Origin of the sequence: Streptomyces sp. ADI95-17, from assembly GCF_003846175.1 — a bacterium.
Taxonomy (GTDB): Bacteria; Actinomycetota; Actinomycetes; order Streptomycetales; family Streptomycetaceae; genus Streptomyces; species Streptomyces sanglieri.
Window position 1 is genome coordinate 700,976 of the sequence record NZ_ML123050.1, and the last position, 17,408, is coordinate 718,383.

A 17,408-nucleotide genomic window follows, 5' to 3' on the forward strand; every position below is an offset into this window, starting at 1 on the left:
AAATGGGAGGGCGCCGCTTACCACGCGACACCCTCCCAAACAAACATGCAGGTCAGAGGCACGGGTCGCGCGAGGCAAATCGAGCGCAGACGCGCTGGTGCTGACCCGGTGCTGGCTTCCGCTGGCGTCCGTTCCGGTCCGTTCGGGCGCGTCGCGCTGGATCGGTGCTGACTCCGGGGCCCTCGTCGTCCGGCAGACCTCCGCCCGCTTGGTGCGGCCGTCTTTCCTGACTACCGTCCTCGCGAGCAGCTGAAGCAAGCGTAGAGGAATTGCCTGTGAGTGAGCCGATGTGGGACGTCAAGGCGCTTGCCACCTATCTCGGGAAACCTACCTCTTGGGTGTACGACAACCATCTCAAGGAGGAACTGCCGAGCTTCCGCGTAGGCCAACAGCTTCGGTTCTCGCCAGCGGAGGTCCGACAATGGCTGGAAGAGCGATGCCGATGGTCACATGAACGTGAAGTACAAGGAGACCGCGCGCGGCGGGCTCGCGGTGAGCATCATCGAGTGCCGGCCACATAGGCTCTGGTCAGTGATTTTCTACCTTTCAGCACTGTCAGGGCCTTCCCTACATACGCGGCGGAAAGTCCCTGGAATCTCCCTGGGAAAACGTGAAAGTCCCCGCCGCAACATGCCTCACAGGGAACACCGAATTCGCCTCACGAGTTGTCCGTCGTCGGCTTCGGTGGCGGGGGCAGGCCCAGTGTGTGCCCTCTGAGCTATCGACAGCGATGGGAAGGATCCATCCTGGCCAGCTGGCCGCGACGGCCTTCACGCGCGACCGACGATACTCCTCGCCCCTGGGACCTCCGGTTCGTGGGCACGGCAGCCTGGAAAGCCGGTCCCGGCGCAAATACTGCGGGGGGGTGCCTCTATGTCCTTCGTCAAGGACGTGGCGCCGGGTGTGCGGGCTTTTGGGGTGGTTATGCGGCCAGGATGGCGGTGGGGGCTTTGGACTCGTAGAAGGTGCCGTCGCGGAGCATGGCGAACAGGACGCTGATGCGTTGGCGGGCGAGGCGGAGGAGTGCTTGGGTGTGGGTCTTGCCGTGGGCGCGTTGGCGATCGTAGTAGGTGCGGGAGGCGGGGTCTGCGTTCATGCAGGCGAAGGCGGAGAGGAACATCGCGCGTTTGAGCTGCCGGTTTCCTCCTCGTGGTGCGTGTTCGCCGTGGATCGAGGTCCCGGACGACTTGGTTGTGGGGGCGAGGCCGGCGTAGGAGGCGAGGTGGGCTGCGCTGGGAAACCCGGTGCCGTCGCCGACCGTGACCAGCAGGACGGCGGCGGTCCTGACTCCGACTCCGGGCATCGAGGTCAGGACCGGGTGAAGAGGGTGGGCCTCCAACAGGGTGGTGATCTGGGCTTCGAGCGCTCTGCGCTGGTCGTGGACCGCTGCGAGCGAGGCGGCCAGGGACGGGATCACGATGTCGAGGGTGCCCGTGCCGGGAACGATGACGGTCTGTTCGTCGAGGGCGTCGAAGACGTCGTCGATCAGCCTCTGTGCCATCCGCGGGGCCTTGGGCCGGATGAGTTCGACGAGTCTGCGGCGGCCGGCTTTCCTCAGGGCGTCCGGGGATCCGTATCGTTCGAGGAGCCAGGTGACGGCCCGGTGGTCCAGTCGCGGGCCCAGGACGCGCTCGAGGCTGGGGTGGAACTGGGTGAGCAGGCCGCGTATCCGGTTGCTGGTGCGGGTGGCTTCCGCGGCGAGGTCCTGGTCGAAGCCGGTCAGGACGGTGAGCTCGGCGGTGATCTCGTCGGTCAGCTCCAGCGAGCGCAGGGTGTGGGGCATCGTCCGGGCGGCGTCCGCGATCACCGCCGCGTCCTTCGCGTCGGTCTTCGCCTCGCCGGGATACAGATCGGCGATCCGCCGCATCGCGAGTCCGGGCAGGTAGGCGACCTGGCAGCCCGCGTCCCGGGCGACGGTCAGGGGCAGAGCACCGATCGAGGCGGGCTGGTCGACAATCACCAGCACGGTGCCGAACTTCGCGGTCAGCTTGTCGAGGACGGCCCGCAGTTTCGGTTCGCTGTTGGGCATCGGCTTGTCGAAGACCTTCTTCCCGGCCGGGGTCAGCCCGTGGCCGTGATGGGCACTCTTGCCGACGTCCATGCCCAGGAAGACGCCCACATCGCCGGTGTCGAACATCGCACCCCTCCCAAGTGGTTGACCTTGCCGGCCTCGGCGGTGGCACCGTGCTCGCGCATCCACGTTATGCAGACCTGCCGCCCGCGAGCTGCCCGGCATTGCACCGGGCCAGGCGGTGGCCGGACCTCTCATCAGCGTCTCCGACGGCACCCCACGGACCCGGCGACACCACCCCCCAGGTCATCACTTCGACAGAGGGGACACAGTCATACCGGGCCCGGAGGCCAACGGCCCCATTGCAGGACCACGAAAAAGATAACGGGGGAGGTGTCCGAAGTACGCGGCTACCTCCCCCTGACCAGAGGCTGGGGCTTCTCCTGGCTGCAGGTCACGGTGCCGGATTGGCCTCGCTGTCCCCGCGCACGTGCGCCTTCACTTCACGGATGAGCCGGGATGCCTCCACAAGGCCGTGTCTGTGAAGCAGCATCAAATACGCCGTAAGGATGAAGACAGGTACAGCAACGGCGAGCACCCCTGCACCCAGGCCTGACCAAACGCCAGCGCTGACGAGCGCGATAGCAAGCAGCCCCGACTTCGCACAGGCCCATACCAGGTATCGCTCTGCGGTCCGGTCCGAATCAGGCTCGGAGGAGGGGAGCACCGCAGCACTCAGCAAGTGTGTGAAGCGACCAGCGGCCAGGTTGTCGACTACCTCGGCAAAGTGAAGACCGAGCATGCGAGCGGCCTCCCGACGGTTGGCAGCCAGGCCAACCGCGTCACTCTCCAACGCTTCGAGAACGCGCTTGGTATGGTCCCCCATCTGCTCTCGTATGTCACCCGCGTAACCGAACTCCTTGGCCAGATGACCCGGCAGTTCCCAGAATTTCCGACGAAGCTCGGAGGTGGTCTTGCTGGCGAGCTTCGCCGCATCCGTGTAGTCAGTCCCCTCCGTGGCGAACACAGCAGCAGCCATGGTCAGCAAGTCGAGCAGGAGGTACAGGGGCTCGGAGCACTTAGCAATGAACTCCCCATTCCACACTGCGGTGATCCAGATGCCTGCCAAGACGGTGCCGAGCAGCGCAAAGAACACGGACGGAGTGCCCAGGTCGAAGTAGGCAAACACGGACGAACACTCAGCTGGCGTGAGGGTAAGGCGTCCGCCCGGCGTGCAGGCGGGTACGTAGAGCGCTGCCCCCATGACGGCTATCGCGACACACAGGTATGCAAAACCACGGAGCCTCCGGAGGAAGGTCCAGCGCTGGTAGCGCAGAGCTTGGCGGACTGTCTCCGCATTGAGGGCTACGCCCAGCTCGGCCGCAGCCTCCACGGCGGGAACAAGATGCCTCTCGACACGGCGGTGGTGCAACCGGAGCACGGGATGCCGCCACGGTGATGGAGCGGTGCTGCTCAACTCTCCCCCTCATGTCACAGATGAAGGGCAGCGTAGGGGCAATGTCTGACAAGAGATCACGGAATTCGCATACTGGGTAGCCGTGTTGAGGACGCCGATGGCCGAGTCTTCGCCCACGAGACCCTTTAGGCGACCTGCGCGGCGTCGAACTCGTCACCATGAGCGCGTCCGAGTCGCCCCTGGCCGCTTCGACATCAACGCCGACCTGCACGGCCTGCCCGCCGCCTTCTTCTGGGCCGGTTCCTCTGCCGTTGCCGACTGCCTCTGGCCGGTCGCTCCCTACGCGGCCGCCAAGTGCTTCGGCACACTGTGCGAACAGCCCACTGTCACCTCCGATCGGCGTACCGTCGGCCTGAGCGACAGAAAAGGCCAGGTCAGACGATATCTGACCTGGCCTCATTCCGAGCCCCCTGCCGGATTCGAACCGACGACCTACGCATTACAAGTCCTGGGCAGTGGGGGTGAGTGGTGCCGGACCCTGTTACTTCATCCGGAACAGCCTCTTCGGACAGCCCAAGCAGTGCCGCGTGTTCCCGACAAAACCGGGCTGCGCCGGAACGTTCGCTCACACATCGCTCACGCACAAATGGCGCTGCGGTCCGCGGCGACGTCGGCCCGGCACCTGCGACCCATGTTGACCGCCGTTCGCCGCCCCGAGTGGCACAAATACCGCCGGATCGCGCGGGCGGCCGGTCCCGGCGTCGGTCTTCAGGCGAGAGTCACCGCGTCCAGCCTGCCGGCCTTCGCCTCGGTGACGAGGTCGGCGAACTGGGTCGCGCTCATCTGGACGCACTGGCCGAAGTCGTCGGTGAGGACGATGCGGCGGTCCTCGCTCGCGGAGGGATCCACGAAGAGCTGGGGGCAGCCGCAGTCGCAGTTCCCGCAGAACGTGGCGACGGGTTCGAGGGAGGTGAGGTCGGGGACTTGTGCGTCGAGGGTCATCAGGGCACCTTCCACCGGGGCCACCTTCTCCACGGCGGCCTTGAACGGGGCCGATATACCCGCGTACGCGCGCTGTCAGACCGACGCGACGCGTGCGTCATCTCTCCGCGTAACCAGGGAACTGCGGACGGTTCGGAGCCGACTACCCAAGGGGGCGCGCCTCACGCGCGTATGAGCCGGGGCCGCACCGGACAGGTGCGGCCCCGGCATACGTCACGCGGCCTGAGGCACGGTCTCCGCTTCGCCGCGCTCCAGTTCCGCGGTCAGGGCGGTACGCGCACGGGCCACCCGGGAGCGGACGGTGCCGATCGGGCAGCCCGTCACATGGGCGGCCTCCGCATAGGAGAACCCGAGCAACTGGGTGAGCACGAACGCCTGGCGGCGGTCGTGGGGAAGCGCGGCCAGGAGCTCCTGTAGCGCCACGCCGTCCTCGAAGCCGGGCAGCCCGGTCGGTTGGGCGCGCTCGACGCTCGCACGCCAGTCGTGGGTGTCGGCGAGCAGGGGGCGCGCGGCGGCCCTGCGGAAGTCGTCGACGACGGCGCGGCGGGCGATGGTGAGGAGCCAAGTGCGGGCCGAGGAGCGGCCCTCGAAGCGGTGCAGCGTGCGCAGCGCCCGCAGAAACGTGTCCTGCGCGAGGTCCTCGGCCGACTGCGGATCGGCGGACAGGTGGGCCACGTACCGCACGACGTCGCGGTGCAGGGCCCGGACGAAGGCATCGGCGGCCTCACGGTCCCCGGTACGGGCGGCGAGCGCCCAGCCGGTCGAGGCGGTGTCCTCGGCCGTCCTGTCTCGCGGGACGGCGGTGGCGTGCTGTGGCCCGCGCGGAGCGGGCAGGGTGGTGTTCATGCCAAGGGTGTCCTTCACGGATCGGTCCGGCACCCGGGAGTCCGGTCACGGCGCGGACTCGCGCGTGCAGCGACTGCGGTTACGGCGCGCGGGGCGGCGTACGGAACGGTCCGGGTTTCCGGTGAATGGGGCACCCGGGCCTTTCGGGGCCGGGTGTGCCGGAGGACTCCCCCTGCACGCGGGTACGGCTGCGCGCCGGTCGGCGACCGGTCGTGGGTCAGGGGCCTATGTCCTCCGGAATGCCTGCCGCATCCTCAGAACGCGGCGGACACCCCCGGCGGCCCGCGCCGGTCCCGCGCTCGGGCACACCGCAGGCCCGGCGTCGGCCGGTCGCTCAGACCCCGGCGAGCTCGCAAGCGGCGGCGCGGGACGGGCAACGGCGCTGTGAGAGGGGGGTGGAGAGGCGCGAGCAGCCAGCCTGCGACCGCGCGCAGAACCTGAAAGGCGGCGCGTTCGCCTCGGGCCAGCCACACGCCGCAGATGACGGCGGCGAGAAGGTGTGCGACGAGCATGCCCGTGGACGACATCCCGGCCATGTCGTGGCCGGCGTGGGTCATCGAGCTCATGCCCATGTGGCCCATGTGGCTCGTGGAGGACGCATGACTCATGCCGGCCATGTGCTCCATGCCCGCCATCGCGCCGTTCGCGGGCGAGTGGTGCATGCCCGCCATGTGCTCCATGCCGCTCATGGAGCCCGTGGACGCTGTGCCCGCCCTGGTGACGGCCTCGGCAGCCGCGCCTCCGGTGGCTCCGAGCGCGGGCTGCGCGGCGGCGAAGGCGTTGTGCAGCGCGCCCTGGGTTGCGACGGCGAGGACCGTGACCAGCCAGGGGCCGCGCTCGCGGGCGGCGAACCACCAGCCGGGAACCGCGAGCGCGAAGAAGCCGGCGGCGAGCACCCAGAAGGGAATCGGGGCCTCGGACATGAGGACATGCCCGGTCGCGGCGAGCGTGACCGAGACGACGGCGAACATCGCCGCCCTCACCGCGCGTCCGACCGGCCCCGCATCCATGGCGCCTCATCCTCCCATCGCGGGAAGCCGAGCAACATGACAGGGTGTCCGGCTTGTCGCCCATATCGGAGAAGCGGATGCGGCGGCGGAGTTCTGGCATACGCGACTGGAGAAGGCGATGGTGCGGTGCACGGCGCTACGGGCGAGGCAGGCGGTCGGTCTGCGCGCCGGGCCGCACGACCACCGCCCGGATCTTCAGGGGCTTTCCCTGCGCGAAGCGGAGCGTGAAGGAGACCTCTTCGCCGGGCCGCCATGTTCCCTTCGGCCGTACCGTCACGTCGATTCCGTGCGGGGTCATGGTGAGCCCGTCCTCTGCCGGGACCGTGACGGAGTCCACCGGCTGCCGGTAGGCGCCCCCGGAAGACGTCATGTGGTGTTCGCTCAGCCTGGGCGGTGCGACCGTATCGGTCGAGGCGATGTGCACGAGCCGGTCGGCGGAGCCCCCGTCGTTGGTGAGGGTGAAGAAGGCGGCGGTCTCCGGCGTCGAGCCGAACGGCTGGTAGACGTACGCCTTCGTGACGGCCACGTGAGGCGGGCTCCCGGCGCGTCCGCTCGCCGTCCAGGCACCGAGCCCGGCGAGCGCGATGCCGCAGGCGAGGACGGGAACGCCGACGGCGGTGAACGATGTACGCAGAAGTGCGGAGAGAGCGGGCATCAGAAGGCCGCCCTCGGTGAGGGGCGCCGGCGCCGTGCGGCGGCTGCTGCTGCTGCAGGAGTCGGCTGCCAGTGGCGCAGGCGGAGGCTGCCGAGGACGACGAGGACCGAACTGAGGGACATCGCGGCGGCGGCGAGCATCGGGTTGAGCAGGCCCACCATGGCGAGTGGGAGGGTGACGACGTTGTAGCCGAAGGCCCACAGCAGGTTGCCGCGAATGGTGGCGAGAGTGCGGCGGGCAAGGCGTACGGCGTCGGCGAGGGCTTCGATGTCGTCGCGGACGAGGGTGACATCGGCGGCGCCGATGGCGACGTCCGTGCCGGTGCCCATGGCAATGCCGAGGTCGGCCCCGGCGAGCGCCGCCGCGTCGTTGACGCCGTCCCCGACGACCGCGACCCTCTTCCCTTCGGCGCGCAACGTACGGACGAGCTGCGCTTTTCGCTCGGGGGTGCAACGGGCGTACGTCTCGTCGATGCCGAGTGCGGTGGCGACGGCTCGCGCGGACTCCTCCTGGTCGCCGGTGGCGAGGACGGGGCGCACGCCGAGGCGGCGGAGCCGCTCCACGGCGTGGTAGCTGCCGGGGCGTACGACGTCGCCGAGCGCGAGGACGGCGGCGGGCCGCCCGTCGACACGGACCAGGACAGGGGTGTGGGCGGCTTGCAGAGCGGTGGCCAGGGCCGCGCCCAGTTCCTCGGGCAGTTCGCCCTCGGGGACACCGACCTCGACGAGCCGCCCGTCCACGTGTCCGCGTACGCCGTTTCCGGGTGTCGCGGCGAAGCCGCTGAGTGCGCCCGGCCGTACGGCGCCTTCCCCGAGGGAGCGCTCGGCGTGGCGTACGAGGGCCCGGCCGAGCGGATGCTCGGAGCCGGTCTCGACGGTTGCCGCGAGCCGCAGTACCTCCTGCGCGCCGGGGCCTTCCGTACGTGTGGTGAGGGCGGCGACGGTGAGGTGGCCGGAGGTGAGGGTGCCGGTCTTGTCGAGCACAACGGTGTCGATCTGCCGGAGGGCTTCGAGGGCCTGGGCTCCCTTGATCAGGATGCCCAGTTGGGCACCTCGGCCGGTGGCGGCCATGAGGGCGGTGGGGGTCGCGAGCCCGAGTGCGCAGGGGCAGGCGACGACGAGGACGGCGACACAGGCGGTGAAGGCGGGCTGCGGATCCGCGTCCGCGCCGAGCCAGAAGCCGAGCACGGTGACGGCGAGGGCGAGCACGACAGGCACGAAGACCCCGGCCACGGTGTCGGCGAGCCGCTGGGCGCGAGCCTTCCCGGCCTGGGCCTCGGTGACGAGGGCCGTGATGCGGGCGAGCTGGGTGTCGGCGCCGACGGCCGTCGCGCGTACGAGCAGGAGCCCGCCCGCGTTGACCGAGCCACCCGTGACGGCGGAGCCGGCCGCGACCTCCATGGGCCGGGTCTCACCGGTGACGAGAGACAGATCCACGGCGGACGTGCCCTCCACGACCTCGCCGTCCGTCGCGACGCGCTCCCCGGGCCGTACGAGGAAGACCTGGCCCGCGGCGAGACGCGCGGCCGGCATGGTCCGCTCCACGGCTCCGTCCCGCACCGTCACTTCCTTCACGCCGAGCTCGGCGAGCGCACGCAGGGCGGCCGAGGTGCCGCGCCGGGCGCGGGACTCCAGATGGCGGCCGAGGAGGACGAAGAGCGGAACACCTACCGCCGCTTCGAGATAGACGTGCGCCATCCCGTCCGACGCCGTGGGCAGCAGTGCGAAGGACATCCGCATGCCGGGGGCGCCGGCGCCCCCGAGGAAGAGCGCGTACGAGGACCAGCCGAAGGAGGCGAGGACGCCCAGCGAGACGAGCGTGTCCATCGTCGCCGCGCCGTGCCGCGCCCCTCGCCAGGCCCGCTCGTGGAAGGGCCACGCGCTCCAGCAGGCGACGGGTGCGGCGAGTACGAAGCACAGCCACTGCCAGTTGCGGAACTGGAGCGAGGGCGCCATCGACAGGACAAGGACGGGGAGGGCGAGGAGCGCGGTCACCAGGAGCCGCTGCGGGACACCGGGCTCGGTCGCCGTGGCCTCCCGGTCCTCGCCGGACGCGGGCGGCGAGGGGAGACGGGCGGTGTACCCGCCTCGTTCGACGGCGGCGACGAGCGCGTCCGTGCCGAGGTCCGCCGGATGCTCGACATGGGCGGTACCGGTCGCGAGATTGACGGTGGCGTGCACACCTTCCAGTGCGCCGAGCTTCTTCTCGACCCTGCGCACGCAGGCCGCGCACGTCATGCCGCCGACGATCAGATCCGTCGTGGCGAGGGTGCGCGGGGCCGTTTCCCGGCTCATCAGTGGCCCATCCCACTCATGCCACCCATGTCGTGCGAGCCTTCTTCGTCCGGGTGCGGGACCCCGCGCATGTCGGGGGCGGCGGGCCCGGCGAGATGCCCCACTCCGTACGAGACGGCGAAGAGCGCGGCGAGCAGAAGCAGGAACCCCCCGAGCAGTGCGTACGGGGCAGGGGCGGAACGCCGTTGGGTGTAAGTCGTCACAGAGTGGTCCATGAGGCAGGCTCCGGGCGAGAGTGCGAGTCGTACGCACCAGAGGTCGGCCGCCCCGGGCCGCGAGTTCCCCAGCACCCGGGTGGTGTGCGTCACATATCGGGCACGTGTCACGCGTGCCCCAGAAGCGTCACGGCTCCGGGGCACGCCTGACGCCGGGGATCCCACGAGCCCGAGGACCGTTCAGCCGGCATCGAACCCCAACGACTCACGCCATCACGACGAACATCACCGCCATGCCCAGCGCCATCAGCCCGTGACAGCCCACGTCCCGAGCGGCGTGTACTGCGCCGCCCGCGACCGCGCCGCCCGTTGCCCGGGGCGCGAGGCGGCCCGTGTCGAAGCCCTTCGCGAGCCACCACAGTGCGAGGGCCAGCAGCACGAGCGCGAGCAGGCCCGCGGTCCAGCGGTCACCGGTGCCGCTGAGCGTCATCGTCGCGAGTGCTCCCGGGGACGACATGTCCATCCCGGGCATGCCGTGCGCCTGGCCCGCGTCCATCGCTCCCATGGACATGCCCGACGACATCGCGGCGACCATCCACGCCATGGCGCCGGTCATCACGGCGTGCGGCAGTGTGCTCGCAAGGGCTCGCAGCCGAGGTTCGGGGCCGTCCGGCAGCGCGAGGGCGGCCAGCACGAACCAGGCCGCGGCGGCGGAGAAGAAGACCACCTGTGGCGTGCCGGGCAGGTCCATGCCCCAGGACCAGGCCATCGCGAACATGGCGAGGGCCATCACCGCGTGCAGACCGTGCGCGAGCCGTGCGGTCCACGGGTGGGAGCGGGCCGCGAAGGCGCGCCACAGACCGTAGGCGGCGAGTGCGCAGAAGAGCAGCGTCAGAATCCAGCGCAGCCCGGTGGCGGCGATCATCGGGCCATCTCCTTCGGTGTCTCGGCTCGCGCCTCGGTGCGCGTGCGTCGGCGTCGGCGTACCTGCGCGACTGCCAGGTCTCCGAGGAGGAAGCAGGCCAGGGGAAGTCCGAACAGCGGCAGGTAGTAGGCGAGTAGGGCGGTCACGACGGCGAGCGGTGCCATGACCCTGCCCGGCACTCGGCGCCAGGCTCCCCGCGCCGGCGGGCGGCCGAACCGCGTCCCGCCCGCCCGGGTGGGCCTGCGCAGCCACCACATGCGGTAGCCCCAGAAGAGCATTCCGACGAGCGCGAGGGCGATGACCGCGAGAGCGATCTGGTTGGCGAGACCGAAGAGCAGTCCCATGTGGGCGTCGATGCCCCAGCGTGTGAGCTTGGCGAGGACGGGGAAGTCGTCGAAGACCAGCTTGTCCATGACCTTGCCGGTGGCCGGGTCGATCGCGACCGAGTCCTGCTGCTCCGGCCAGTGCCGCGTGTTCTCCTTGACGATGTACGCGCTCTTGTTGTCCGCGGGCGGGCTGATGACGAGCTTGCCGCGCAGACCCTCGGAGCGGGCGATGCGGACGGCCTCGTCGAGATCGATCCGCGTGGCGGAGGAGCCGGCAGAGGGTTGAGCTGAGTCCGCACCTGCCGAGCCGCTGCCCTGCGTGCCGTGACCGAGGGCCGAGGAGACGGAGGGCGTCGCCCCGCCCAGCGAGTCCTGGATCTTGCCGATGTTCACGCCCGCGTGCGCCGACCAGGTCAGCCCGGTTGCCGAGAGCGCGAGGAAACCTGCCGACACCCACAATCCCACGGCCCCGTGCCAAGACAGTGTTCGCTTGCGTCCCTTCGGGCCCCGGCGCGGCACGAACAGCTTGCGCAGCCGCTCCCGGCCGCGCGGCGCCGCGAGCCACAGGGCGAGCCCGCCCAGTACCTCGACCCACAGCCAGCTCGCGGCGATCTCGCTGTAGTTGCGGCCGAATTCGCCGAGGTGCAGGGTGCGGTGCAGGCTGTCGAACCAGGCCCGCACGGGCAGCCACTCGCCGAAGGTGCGCAGTGTGCCGCGCACCTCCGCGTCGTACGGATTGACGAAGGCGGTCTGTGTGTAGCCGTCGGGCAGTCCCTTGACGTTGAAGGTGACCCGGGTCGTGTCGCTGTCGCCCGCGCCCTTGGTGACGGAGACGAGCTGCCCGCTGGGTATCGCCTCGCGGGCGGATTCCACCTGAACTGCGAGCGGTTTCGGCTCGCCGTGCGGGGTGACCTTCAACTCGTGGCGGTAGACGACGGGCTCGATCTGTGGGGTCGCCGTGTAGAGCAGTCCGGTCACGGCGGCGACGAGCAGGAACGGGCCGATGAGGACGCCCGCGTAGAAGTGCAGGCGCAGCAGGAGGGGCCGCAGCCCGCTCCAGGCGCCGCCGCCGTTCCTCGGCGTGGGCGTGGCGAAGTCCTCGGGCGGGGTGGCCTCCTCGGTCTGGTGTTGCCGGAGCGGTGGTGGCGCGGCAGGCGTGGTCTCGGTCATCGACTCTTCCTCATGCGTGGACCGGTGGGGACGGTGAGGTGCACGTACAGGAGTCGGAGCGAGAGGGGCGTGAGTTCCCGCACGCATGGCGTCATATAGGTCACAGAGGGTGTGGGGTGCCGCTGCGCGCCCGGACGGGCCTGGCCATCGCCGTCACCGCATGGCACGTCCCGATCGCCGGGAACTTCTCCGCCCCTGCGCCCGACTCCTGCAACAGCGCCTCAAGGTGCCTCACTTGATCACCGAGGAGAACTCCCATGCCGACACCCAGGCCGGCAGCCATCGCCCTCGCCACCCTCCTGTGCCTCGCCGCCGCCGGCTGTTCCGAAGCGGACTCCGGCTCCGGCACGGACGGCGGGAAAGCGGGCTCCGCCGACAAGGCGCCTCCCGCCGCGCAGGGCACGTACCCCGTCACTCTCAAGAACTGCGGACGCGATCAGACGTTCGACAAGGCCCCCGGCCGGGTCGTCGTGATGAACGGGGCCTCGGTCGCCGAGGTGTCCACGCTGCTCGCCCTCGGCCAGGGCGACCGGATCGTCTCCAACCAGCAGACGTACGGCATGTCCGAAGTCCCCGGTCGCGCCGAGGAGATCAAGGACCTGCCCACGGGCGGGGTGAAGCCGAACGACGCCTTCGACATCCCGCGCGAGGCCATGATCAGCCTGCGGCCCGACTTCGTACTCTCCACCACCTCCTATGGTTTCGACGCCAAGAACGGCTTCGCCACCCGCGAGCAGCTCAAGGCGGTCGGGGCGCGCACCTACATCTCGCCCGAGGGCTGCGGACAGGACAACCTGAACATGACGATCGACGACAGCTACACGCTGCTGCGCGACATGGGCAAGGTCTTCGGCGTCGAGGAGAAGGCGGAGAAGCTCGTCGCCACCGAACGGCAGAACGTCGCCAACGTGGCAAACAAGGTCGGTGACGCGAAGAAGCCGAAGGTCATGGTCATCTTCTCCAACATGACCATGGGCGGAAACGACTTCAGTTCCGTCGCCGCCCACGGCATCTACAACGACATCCTCGCCAAGGCCGGCGGCAGCAACGCCTTCGCGAGCGCGTCGAAGACCTCCTTCGCCGACCTCAGCAAGGAGAAGGTCGCCGCCACCGACGTGGACGCTCTTGTGGTCGTCAGCTACAACGACCCCGACCCGACCACGTACGCGAAGAAGCTGCTCAAGGAGTTCCCCCAGTGGCCCGCAGCCAAGAAGAACAAGTTCGTGGTCCTGTCCGACTCGATGTACCTCGGCCCCAGCAACGACATGGCGGTCGAGAAGATCGCCAGGATGCTGCACCCCGACGCCTTCTGAGCCGACTCCCGCTCTATGTCTGCGCCCTCGTACTCACCGTCGCACTGCTGGTCTCGATGGTCCTCGCCGTCGGCATCGGCGCGGTCAACGTGCCGGCCGGTGACGTGTGGACGGTCCTCGTCCACCACGCCACCGGCCGGGGGGCCGTGGACGACATCGCTCTCGACCAGATCGTCTGGCAGTTCCGCACCCCGCGTGTGGTCCTCGCCGCGGTCGTGGGGGCGGGACTCGCCGTCGCCGGCGCCGTCCTCCAGACCCTGGTCTCCAACCCGCTCGCCGATCCCACGGTGCTCGGCTTCTCGCACGGGGCGTCGCTGGGCGCGGTCCTCGTGATCACACTCGGCGGGGCGGGACTCGGCGGACTCGGCGTTTCCGGAGCGGCGTTCGTGGGCGCCCTCCTGGCGGGGCTGCTGGTCTTCGCGCTCGGACAACGCAGGGGGCGGCTCGCGCCCACGCGGCTCGTCCTCGCCGGGGTAGCGGTCGGCTATGTGCTGCTCTCGGCAACGAGCTTCGTGCAACTGCGGTCCACACCGACGGAGTTGCGCGGCGTCATGTTCTGGATGCTGGGCAGCGTCTCCGGGGCCCGCTGGAGCCAACTGCCTGCTGTCACCGCAGTGGTAGCCATCGGGACGGCGCTTCTCGCCTCCTTCGGGCGGCGCATGAACGCACTGCTCGCCGGGGACGAGTCGGCGACGTCTCTCGGTGTGGACGTGCACCGCACCCGTGCGGTGCTGCTGGTGGTGGCCGCACTTCTCACCGGGACCGTCATCGCCGTCGCGGGCGGCATCGGCTTCGTCGGCCTGATGATTCCGCACCTGGTACGGCTCGCCCTCGGCGCGGACCACCGCAGGCTGCTTCCTCTGAGCGCACTCCTCGGGGCCGTCTACCTCGTACTGGTCGACCTGCTCTCCCGTACCGTCAACCGGCCCAACGAACTGCCCTTGGGCATCCTCACCGCACTCCTCGGCGCACCGTTCTTCCTCTGGCTGCTGCGCCGCAACAAGGGGCTCGACGCCGCATGAGACTGACCGTGGACGGACTCGACATCACCCTCGGCGCAAAACCGGTCCTGCACAACGTCGGACTCGACGTGTCACCGGGCCAGATCGTGGGCCTCGTCGGCCCCAACGGAAGCGGCAAGTCCACCCTGCTGCGGGCCGTCTACCGTTCACTGCGCCCCGCCGCAGGGGTCGTCGAGGTCGGCGGACGGGACGTGTGGCGGCTCTCCTCCCGGGCCGCCGCCCGGCACACCGCCGCCGTTCTCCAGGAAGGGGCGGGCGCGGGCGGCCTCACCGTCGCCGAGACGGTCGCGCTCGGCCGTACCCCGCACCACGGGGTACTGGGCCGCGACGGCGAGGGCGACCGGCGCGCCGTCGCCGAGGCGATGGAGAACTGCGGCATCGCGCCGCTCGCCGACCGCGACCTCTCCTCGCTCTCCGGCGGTGAGCGCCAGCGCGTCCTGCTCGCCCGAGCCCTCGCCCAGGCCCCGGAGCTCCTCGTGCTGGACGAACTGACCAACCATCTCGACATCCGCGCCCGGTTCGAACTCCTCGGACTGATCCGGCAGACCGGCGTCACGACCCTCGCCGTACTGCACGACCTCGACCTTGCCGCCCGCTTCTGCGACCGCCTCGTCGTCCTCCACCACGGCCGTGCAGTCGCCGCAGGCCCAGTCCTCGACGCCCTCACCCCGCGCCTCCTTCACGAGGTCTTCGGGGTCCACGCCCGCGCCGAACGGCATCCGGACGGCGTCAGCCGGATCACGTACGAGGCGGACCCGCTTGCCCCATGAGGGTTTTCGCGATCAGCGAAGCCTCCGGCCAGGCTGCGCGGCCACCGCCGCAACCGGGCGGGCGTCGAGGGGGCTAGTACTCCAGCCGGACTTCTTCATTAGCGCTGGTCAACGGCTTGGGTGTGGAGAGTGTAACGGGCTGGGACGGGGGTGGGGCGGTCTTTGCGGGGGTCGTCCCACGAACGTGTGGCCGCGCTGCTTGTAGTGGCAACGTTCCGGGCAGCCCGCTCGCATGAGTGATACACCAACGGACCTGTGGGAAAACGGACTTGCTGAGCTGCTCTTGCGGATCGGTCCACTCCGAGCTCGGCCGGCGGTGCCCTCAGCCACGCGTGGCTGAGGGCACCGCCGCATTCCGGTCGCCGGCGCCTTCGTCGGAGGTCGGCTCTCGGTGCACTTCCTCGACCGGCCGTGAAGAAGACTCCGGCTGGTCGGCAGGCGCCGCGAGATCTTCGGCTACGCCGATATCGACAAGGGTCCGCGTTCGCCGCAGTTGCGCAGGCCTGCCGCGATTCCTACGGTGCAGCCGTGACGGGCAGGAACGGGAGGAGTTCCCACGCGGGATCGCTAACCGTCGTAAACTCCCCAGTCCCGCACGCTGCCGTGACCGGAGCAGTCACCGCTGAAGACCCAGTAGCCCGGGCCGACCAGCGGACCCCATGTTTCGGTACCGTCCGAGCACTGGGTCCACGATCCGGAACTTCCGTAGTCGACGTTGCAGTCCGCTCTCCACGACGTGCCGTAGTTGACGAAGTTGTTGCAGTAGTTCGAGTGCTTGATCGAAGGCGCTCCGTTGCCGCCCTGAGTCACCAGTACCGGCCCGTCAGGCACCTGTCGCGGCTGCGCCATAGTTGCCGAGGCCGCGGACTCGACGGGCATGGCACTCGCCGGTGCGGCTACGGCAGCGGAGGCTCCGACCAGGACGAGCAGCAGTCCAGCCGCTGGTACCGAATAGCGTTTCATTTTCCCTCCATGGGAGCAGGAATTCGCGCGGGAGCACCGCGCAATGCACGGGACAGGCATGCCCATGCCATGGGCTGAACCGTGCGATCTCACCGTGACACGGGAGGCGCGCGGGCAATTGGGAATCAGCGCAGCGTCACTTGTGTCCTGGCGCAGTCCGGGCCTGCCGTGTGGCCTCGTGGCGGAATTCCGTGGGAGTCATGCCATGGGCTGACCGAAATGCCCTGCTGAACTCGGCCGGCATCAGGAAGCCCCACCGCGCTGCCAGCGCACTGATCGACTGGCTGCGTTGCCGGGGGTCGGTGAGGTCCGCCTGGCAGCGCTCCAGGCGCCGCCGGCGGATTGTGGCCGCGACGGTACTCGCCTCCGTACGGAACAGTTGGTGCAGGGCGCGGACGGAAATGTGGTGGTGTGCTGCGATGTGTGCCGGCGTGAGTTGGGGATTGCTGAGGTTGTGGTCGATGAAGGCGTGGATGCGGGCCAGCAGGACTTGGCGACGGGTGTCTGCGGGTAGCCCCGATGCGGCATCAAGCCGCGTGGCCAGAAACGCGGTGGCCAGGTCGAATCCCACGCTCCCCAGGCGGAGCAGTTCCGCCTCGTCGCAGTGCGCGGCCTGGTCGCGCAGCCCGGTGAGATAGGACGTGAGGAGCGCTCCCGACCCGGTCCGGGCGGGGAGAAGTGTAGCGACCAGTTCGTCCGTCCGACCGAGGGGGAGCGGGATCGCGGTTCTGGGCAGCCGGATCATGGTGAGCCGAGGGGGCTGTCTGCCGTCCCGGAACTCACAAGCCAGAGGGACCGAGGTGTCGAACAGGGCCATGTCGCCCGCCCTGAGCAGGATGTTGTTGCGTCGTTGCTCCAGCCCGACCGGGCCGCCGTGGACCAGGAAGAGGAAGTAGGACTCGGGATCCGCCCGCCGGATGTGGATCGGGGTGCGGCAGGCTGACATCGGGGAGAAGCGGAATGCTGACACCTGGGTCCGGGGCAGCTGCAGCGAGGCCGCCTCCCCCACGAAGGAGTCGACGCGTTCGCACGTGATCGACACGGGAATGACCGCTTCGGCGACCATCGACGACCACCATTCGAAGCCGCCGCGCGCGCTGACGCTGTTCGTTGAGACGCTCGCCGCCCATGTGCCCGCCATCTCGCCCCCCTGATCCTGAACATGACAGGCCTCAATCTTCGGCTGCCCGAATGCCGACAAGCGAGCGGCTCGCCGGTCAGTCTGGCAACCTCTCAGGCCGAGAAGCTGTGCACCTTGTCGCTGGAACCGTGGTGGCGAGCGTTCGATCGGCTGCTGCCCGTTCCCGCCGGCCCAGGCGGAACGCGGGGATCCGGGGATAGGGACGCGATGGCCTGCCGGCTGAGACGCTCCGGCGCCATCGGGCTTCGCGGAACAGCGTGCACTCCGACCACCGGCTTGACCCGCTCATTGAACTGGGCGTGATCAAGCCCTCGGTCTCGACTCGCTTGGATGGGTGACCGCACCTGACGCCTGCCAAGCAGCAAGATCACGATCTACAGCTGGAGTG

At 69.6% G+C, this 17,408-nt stretch carries 15 protein-coding genes; 4 read left to right on the forward strand and 11 right to left on the reverse strand.

What is annotated here, in order from left to right:
- Positions 1 to 922: 922 nt before the first annotated feature.
- The 10 genes from EES42_RS33920 to EES42_RS33965 form a co-directional block, all read right to left on the reverse strand.
- The gene (locus tag EES42_RS33920; RefSeq protein WP_124722034.1) at positions 923 to 2,137 is read right to left on the reverse strand and encodes an IS110 family RNA-guided transposase; all 1,215 of its coding nucleotides are present in this window, start codon (positions 2,135 to 2,137) and stop codon (positions 923 to 925) included.
- Positions 2,138 to 2,465: 328 nt separating this feature from the next.
- Positions 2,466 to 3,200 (reverse strand): hypothetical protein, encoded by a 735-nt coding sequence (locus EES42_RS33925; RefSeq protein WP_124722035.1) that lies wholly within the window; start codon positions 3,198 to 3,200, stop codon positions 2,466 to 2,468.
- 996 nt (positions 3,201 to 4,196) lie between these two features.
- Positions 4,197 to 4,430: a hypothetical protein gene (locus EES42_RS45150; RefSeq protein WP_164495421.1), complete on the reverse strand. Its 234-nt coding sequence runs from the start codon at positions 4,428 to 4,430 to the stop codon at positions 4,197 to 4,199.
- Between the two features lie 213 nt (positions 4,431 to 4,643).
- On the reverse strand, positions 4,644 to 5,276 hold the full coding sequence (locus EES42_RS33935) for a sigma-70 family RNA polymerase sigma factor (RefSeq protein ID WP_124722036.1): 633 nt from the start codon (positions 5,274 to 5,276) through the stop codon (positions 4,644 to 4,646).
- A 254-nt stretch (positions 5,277 to 5,530) separates the two neighbouring features.
- On the reverse strand, positions 5,531 to 6,286 hold the full coding sequence (locus tag EES42_RS33940; protein WP_124722037.1) for a hypothetical protein: 756 nt from the start codon (positions 6,284 to 6,286) through the stop codon (positions 5,531 to 5,533).
- A gap of 136 nt (positions 6,287 to 6,422) precedes the next feature.
- Complete coding sequence (locus tag EES42_RS33945; RefSeq protein ID WP_241196760.1) at positions 6,423 to 6,941, reverse strand: copper chaperone PCu(A)C; 519 nt, start codon at positions 6,939 to 6,941, stop codon at positions 6,423 to 6,425.
- Positions 6,941 to 9,235, reverse strand: a complete 2,295-nt coding sequence (locus EES42_RS33950) for a heavy metal translocating P-type ATPase (protein ID WP_124722038.1) — start codon at positions 9,233 to 9,235, stop codon at positions 6,941 to 6,943. The genes EES42_RS33945 and EES42_RS33950 overlap by 1 nt, the downstream gene beginning before the upstream one ends.
- On the reverse strand, positions 9,235 to 9,450 hold the full coding sequence (locus EES42_RS33955; protein WP_124722039.1) for a hypothetical protein: 216 nt from the start codon (positions 9,448 to 9,450) through the stop codon (positions 9,235 to 9,237). The genes EES42_RS33950 and EES42_RS33955 overlap by 1 nt, the downstream gene beginning before the upstream one ends.
- Positions 9,451 to 9,655: 205 nt before the next feature.
- On the reverse strand, positions 9,656 to 10,315 hold the full coding sequence (locus EES42_RS33960; protein ID WP_124722040.1) for a DUF5134 domain-containing protein: 660 nt from the start codon (positions 10,313 to 10,315) through the stop codon (positions 9,656 to 9,658).
- Positions 10,312 to 11,811 carry a PepSY-associated TM helix domain-containing protein gene (locus EES42_RS33965; protein WP_124722041.1) on the reverse strand — a complete coding sequence of 500 codons (1,500 nt, stop codon included), beginning with the start codon at positions 11,809 to 11,811 and terminating at the stop codon, positions 10,312 to 10,314. The genes EES42_RS33960 and EES42_RS33965 overlap by 4 nt, the downstream gene beginning before the upstream one ends.
- A gap of 257 nt (positions 11,812 to 12,068) precedes the next feature.
- Between EES42_RS33965 and EES42_RS33970 the strand changes: the two genes are divergently transcribed.
- From EES42_RS33970 to EES42_RS33980, 3 genes are read left to right on the forward strand one after another with little or no spacing between them, the layout of a single operon-like run.
- The gene (locus tag EES42_RS33970; protein ID WP_124722042.1) at positions 12,069 to 13,124 is read left to right on the forward strand and encodes an ABC transporter substrate-binding protein; all 1,056 of its coding nucleotides are present in this window, start codon (positions 12,069 to 12,071) and stop codon (positions 13,122 to 13,124) included.
- A gap of 56 nt (positions 13,125 to 13,180) precedes the next feature.
- Positions 13,181 to 14,146, forward strand: coding sequence for a FecCD family ABC transporter permease (locus EES42_RS33975; protein WP_124722043.1), 966 nt, complete (start codon positions 13,181 to 13,183; stop codon positions 14,144 to 14,146).
- Entirely contained in the window at positions 14,143 to 14,916 is a 774-nt protein-coding gene (locus EES42_RS33980; RefSeq protein ID WP_124722044.1) for an ABC transporter ATP-binding protein, read from the forward strand. The genes EES42_RS33975 and EES42_RS33980 overlap by 4 nt, the downstream gene beginning before the upstream one ends.
- Before the next feature lie 1,099 nt (positions 14,917 to 16,015).
- Here EES42_RS33980 and EES42_RS33990 read toward each other — a convergent pair.
- The gene (locus EES42_RS33990) at positions 16,016 to 16,921 is read right to left on the reverse strand and encodes a helix-turn-helix domain-containing protein (protein WP_241196761.1); all 906 of its coding nucleotides are present in this window, start codon (positions 16,919 to 16,921) and stop codon (positions 16,016 to 16,018) included.
- Between EES42_RS33990 and EES42_RS47400 the strand changes: the two genes are divergently transcribed.
- On the forward strand, positions 16,911 to 17,033 hold the full coding sequence (locus EES42_RS47400; RefSeq protein ID WP_277426157.1) for a hypothetical protein: 123 nt from the start codon (positions 16,911 to 16,913) through the stop codon (positions 17,031 to 17,033). The genes EES42_RS33990 and EES42_RS47400 overlap by 11 nt on opposite strands.
- The last annotated feature ends 375 nt before the right edge of the window (positions 17,034 to 17,408 follow it).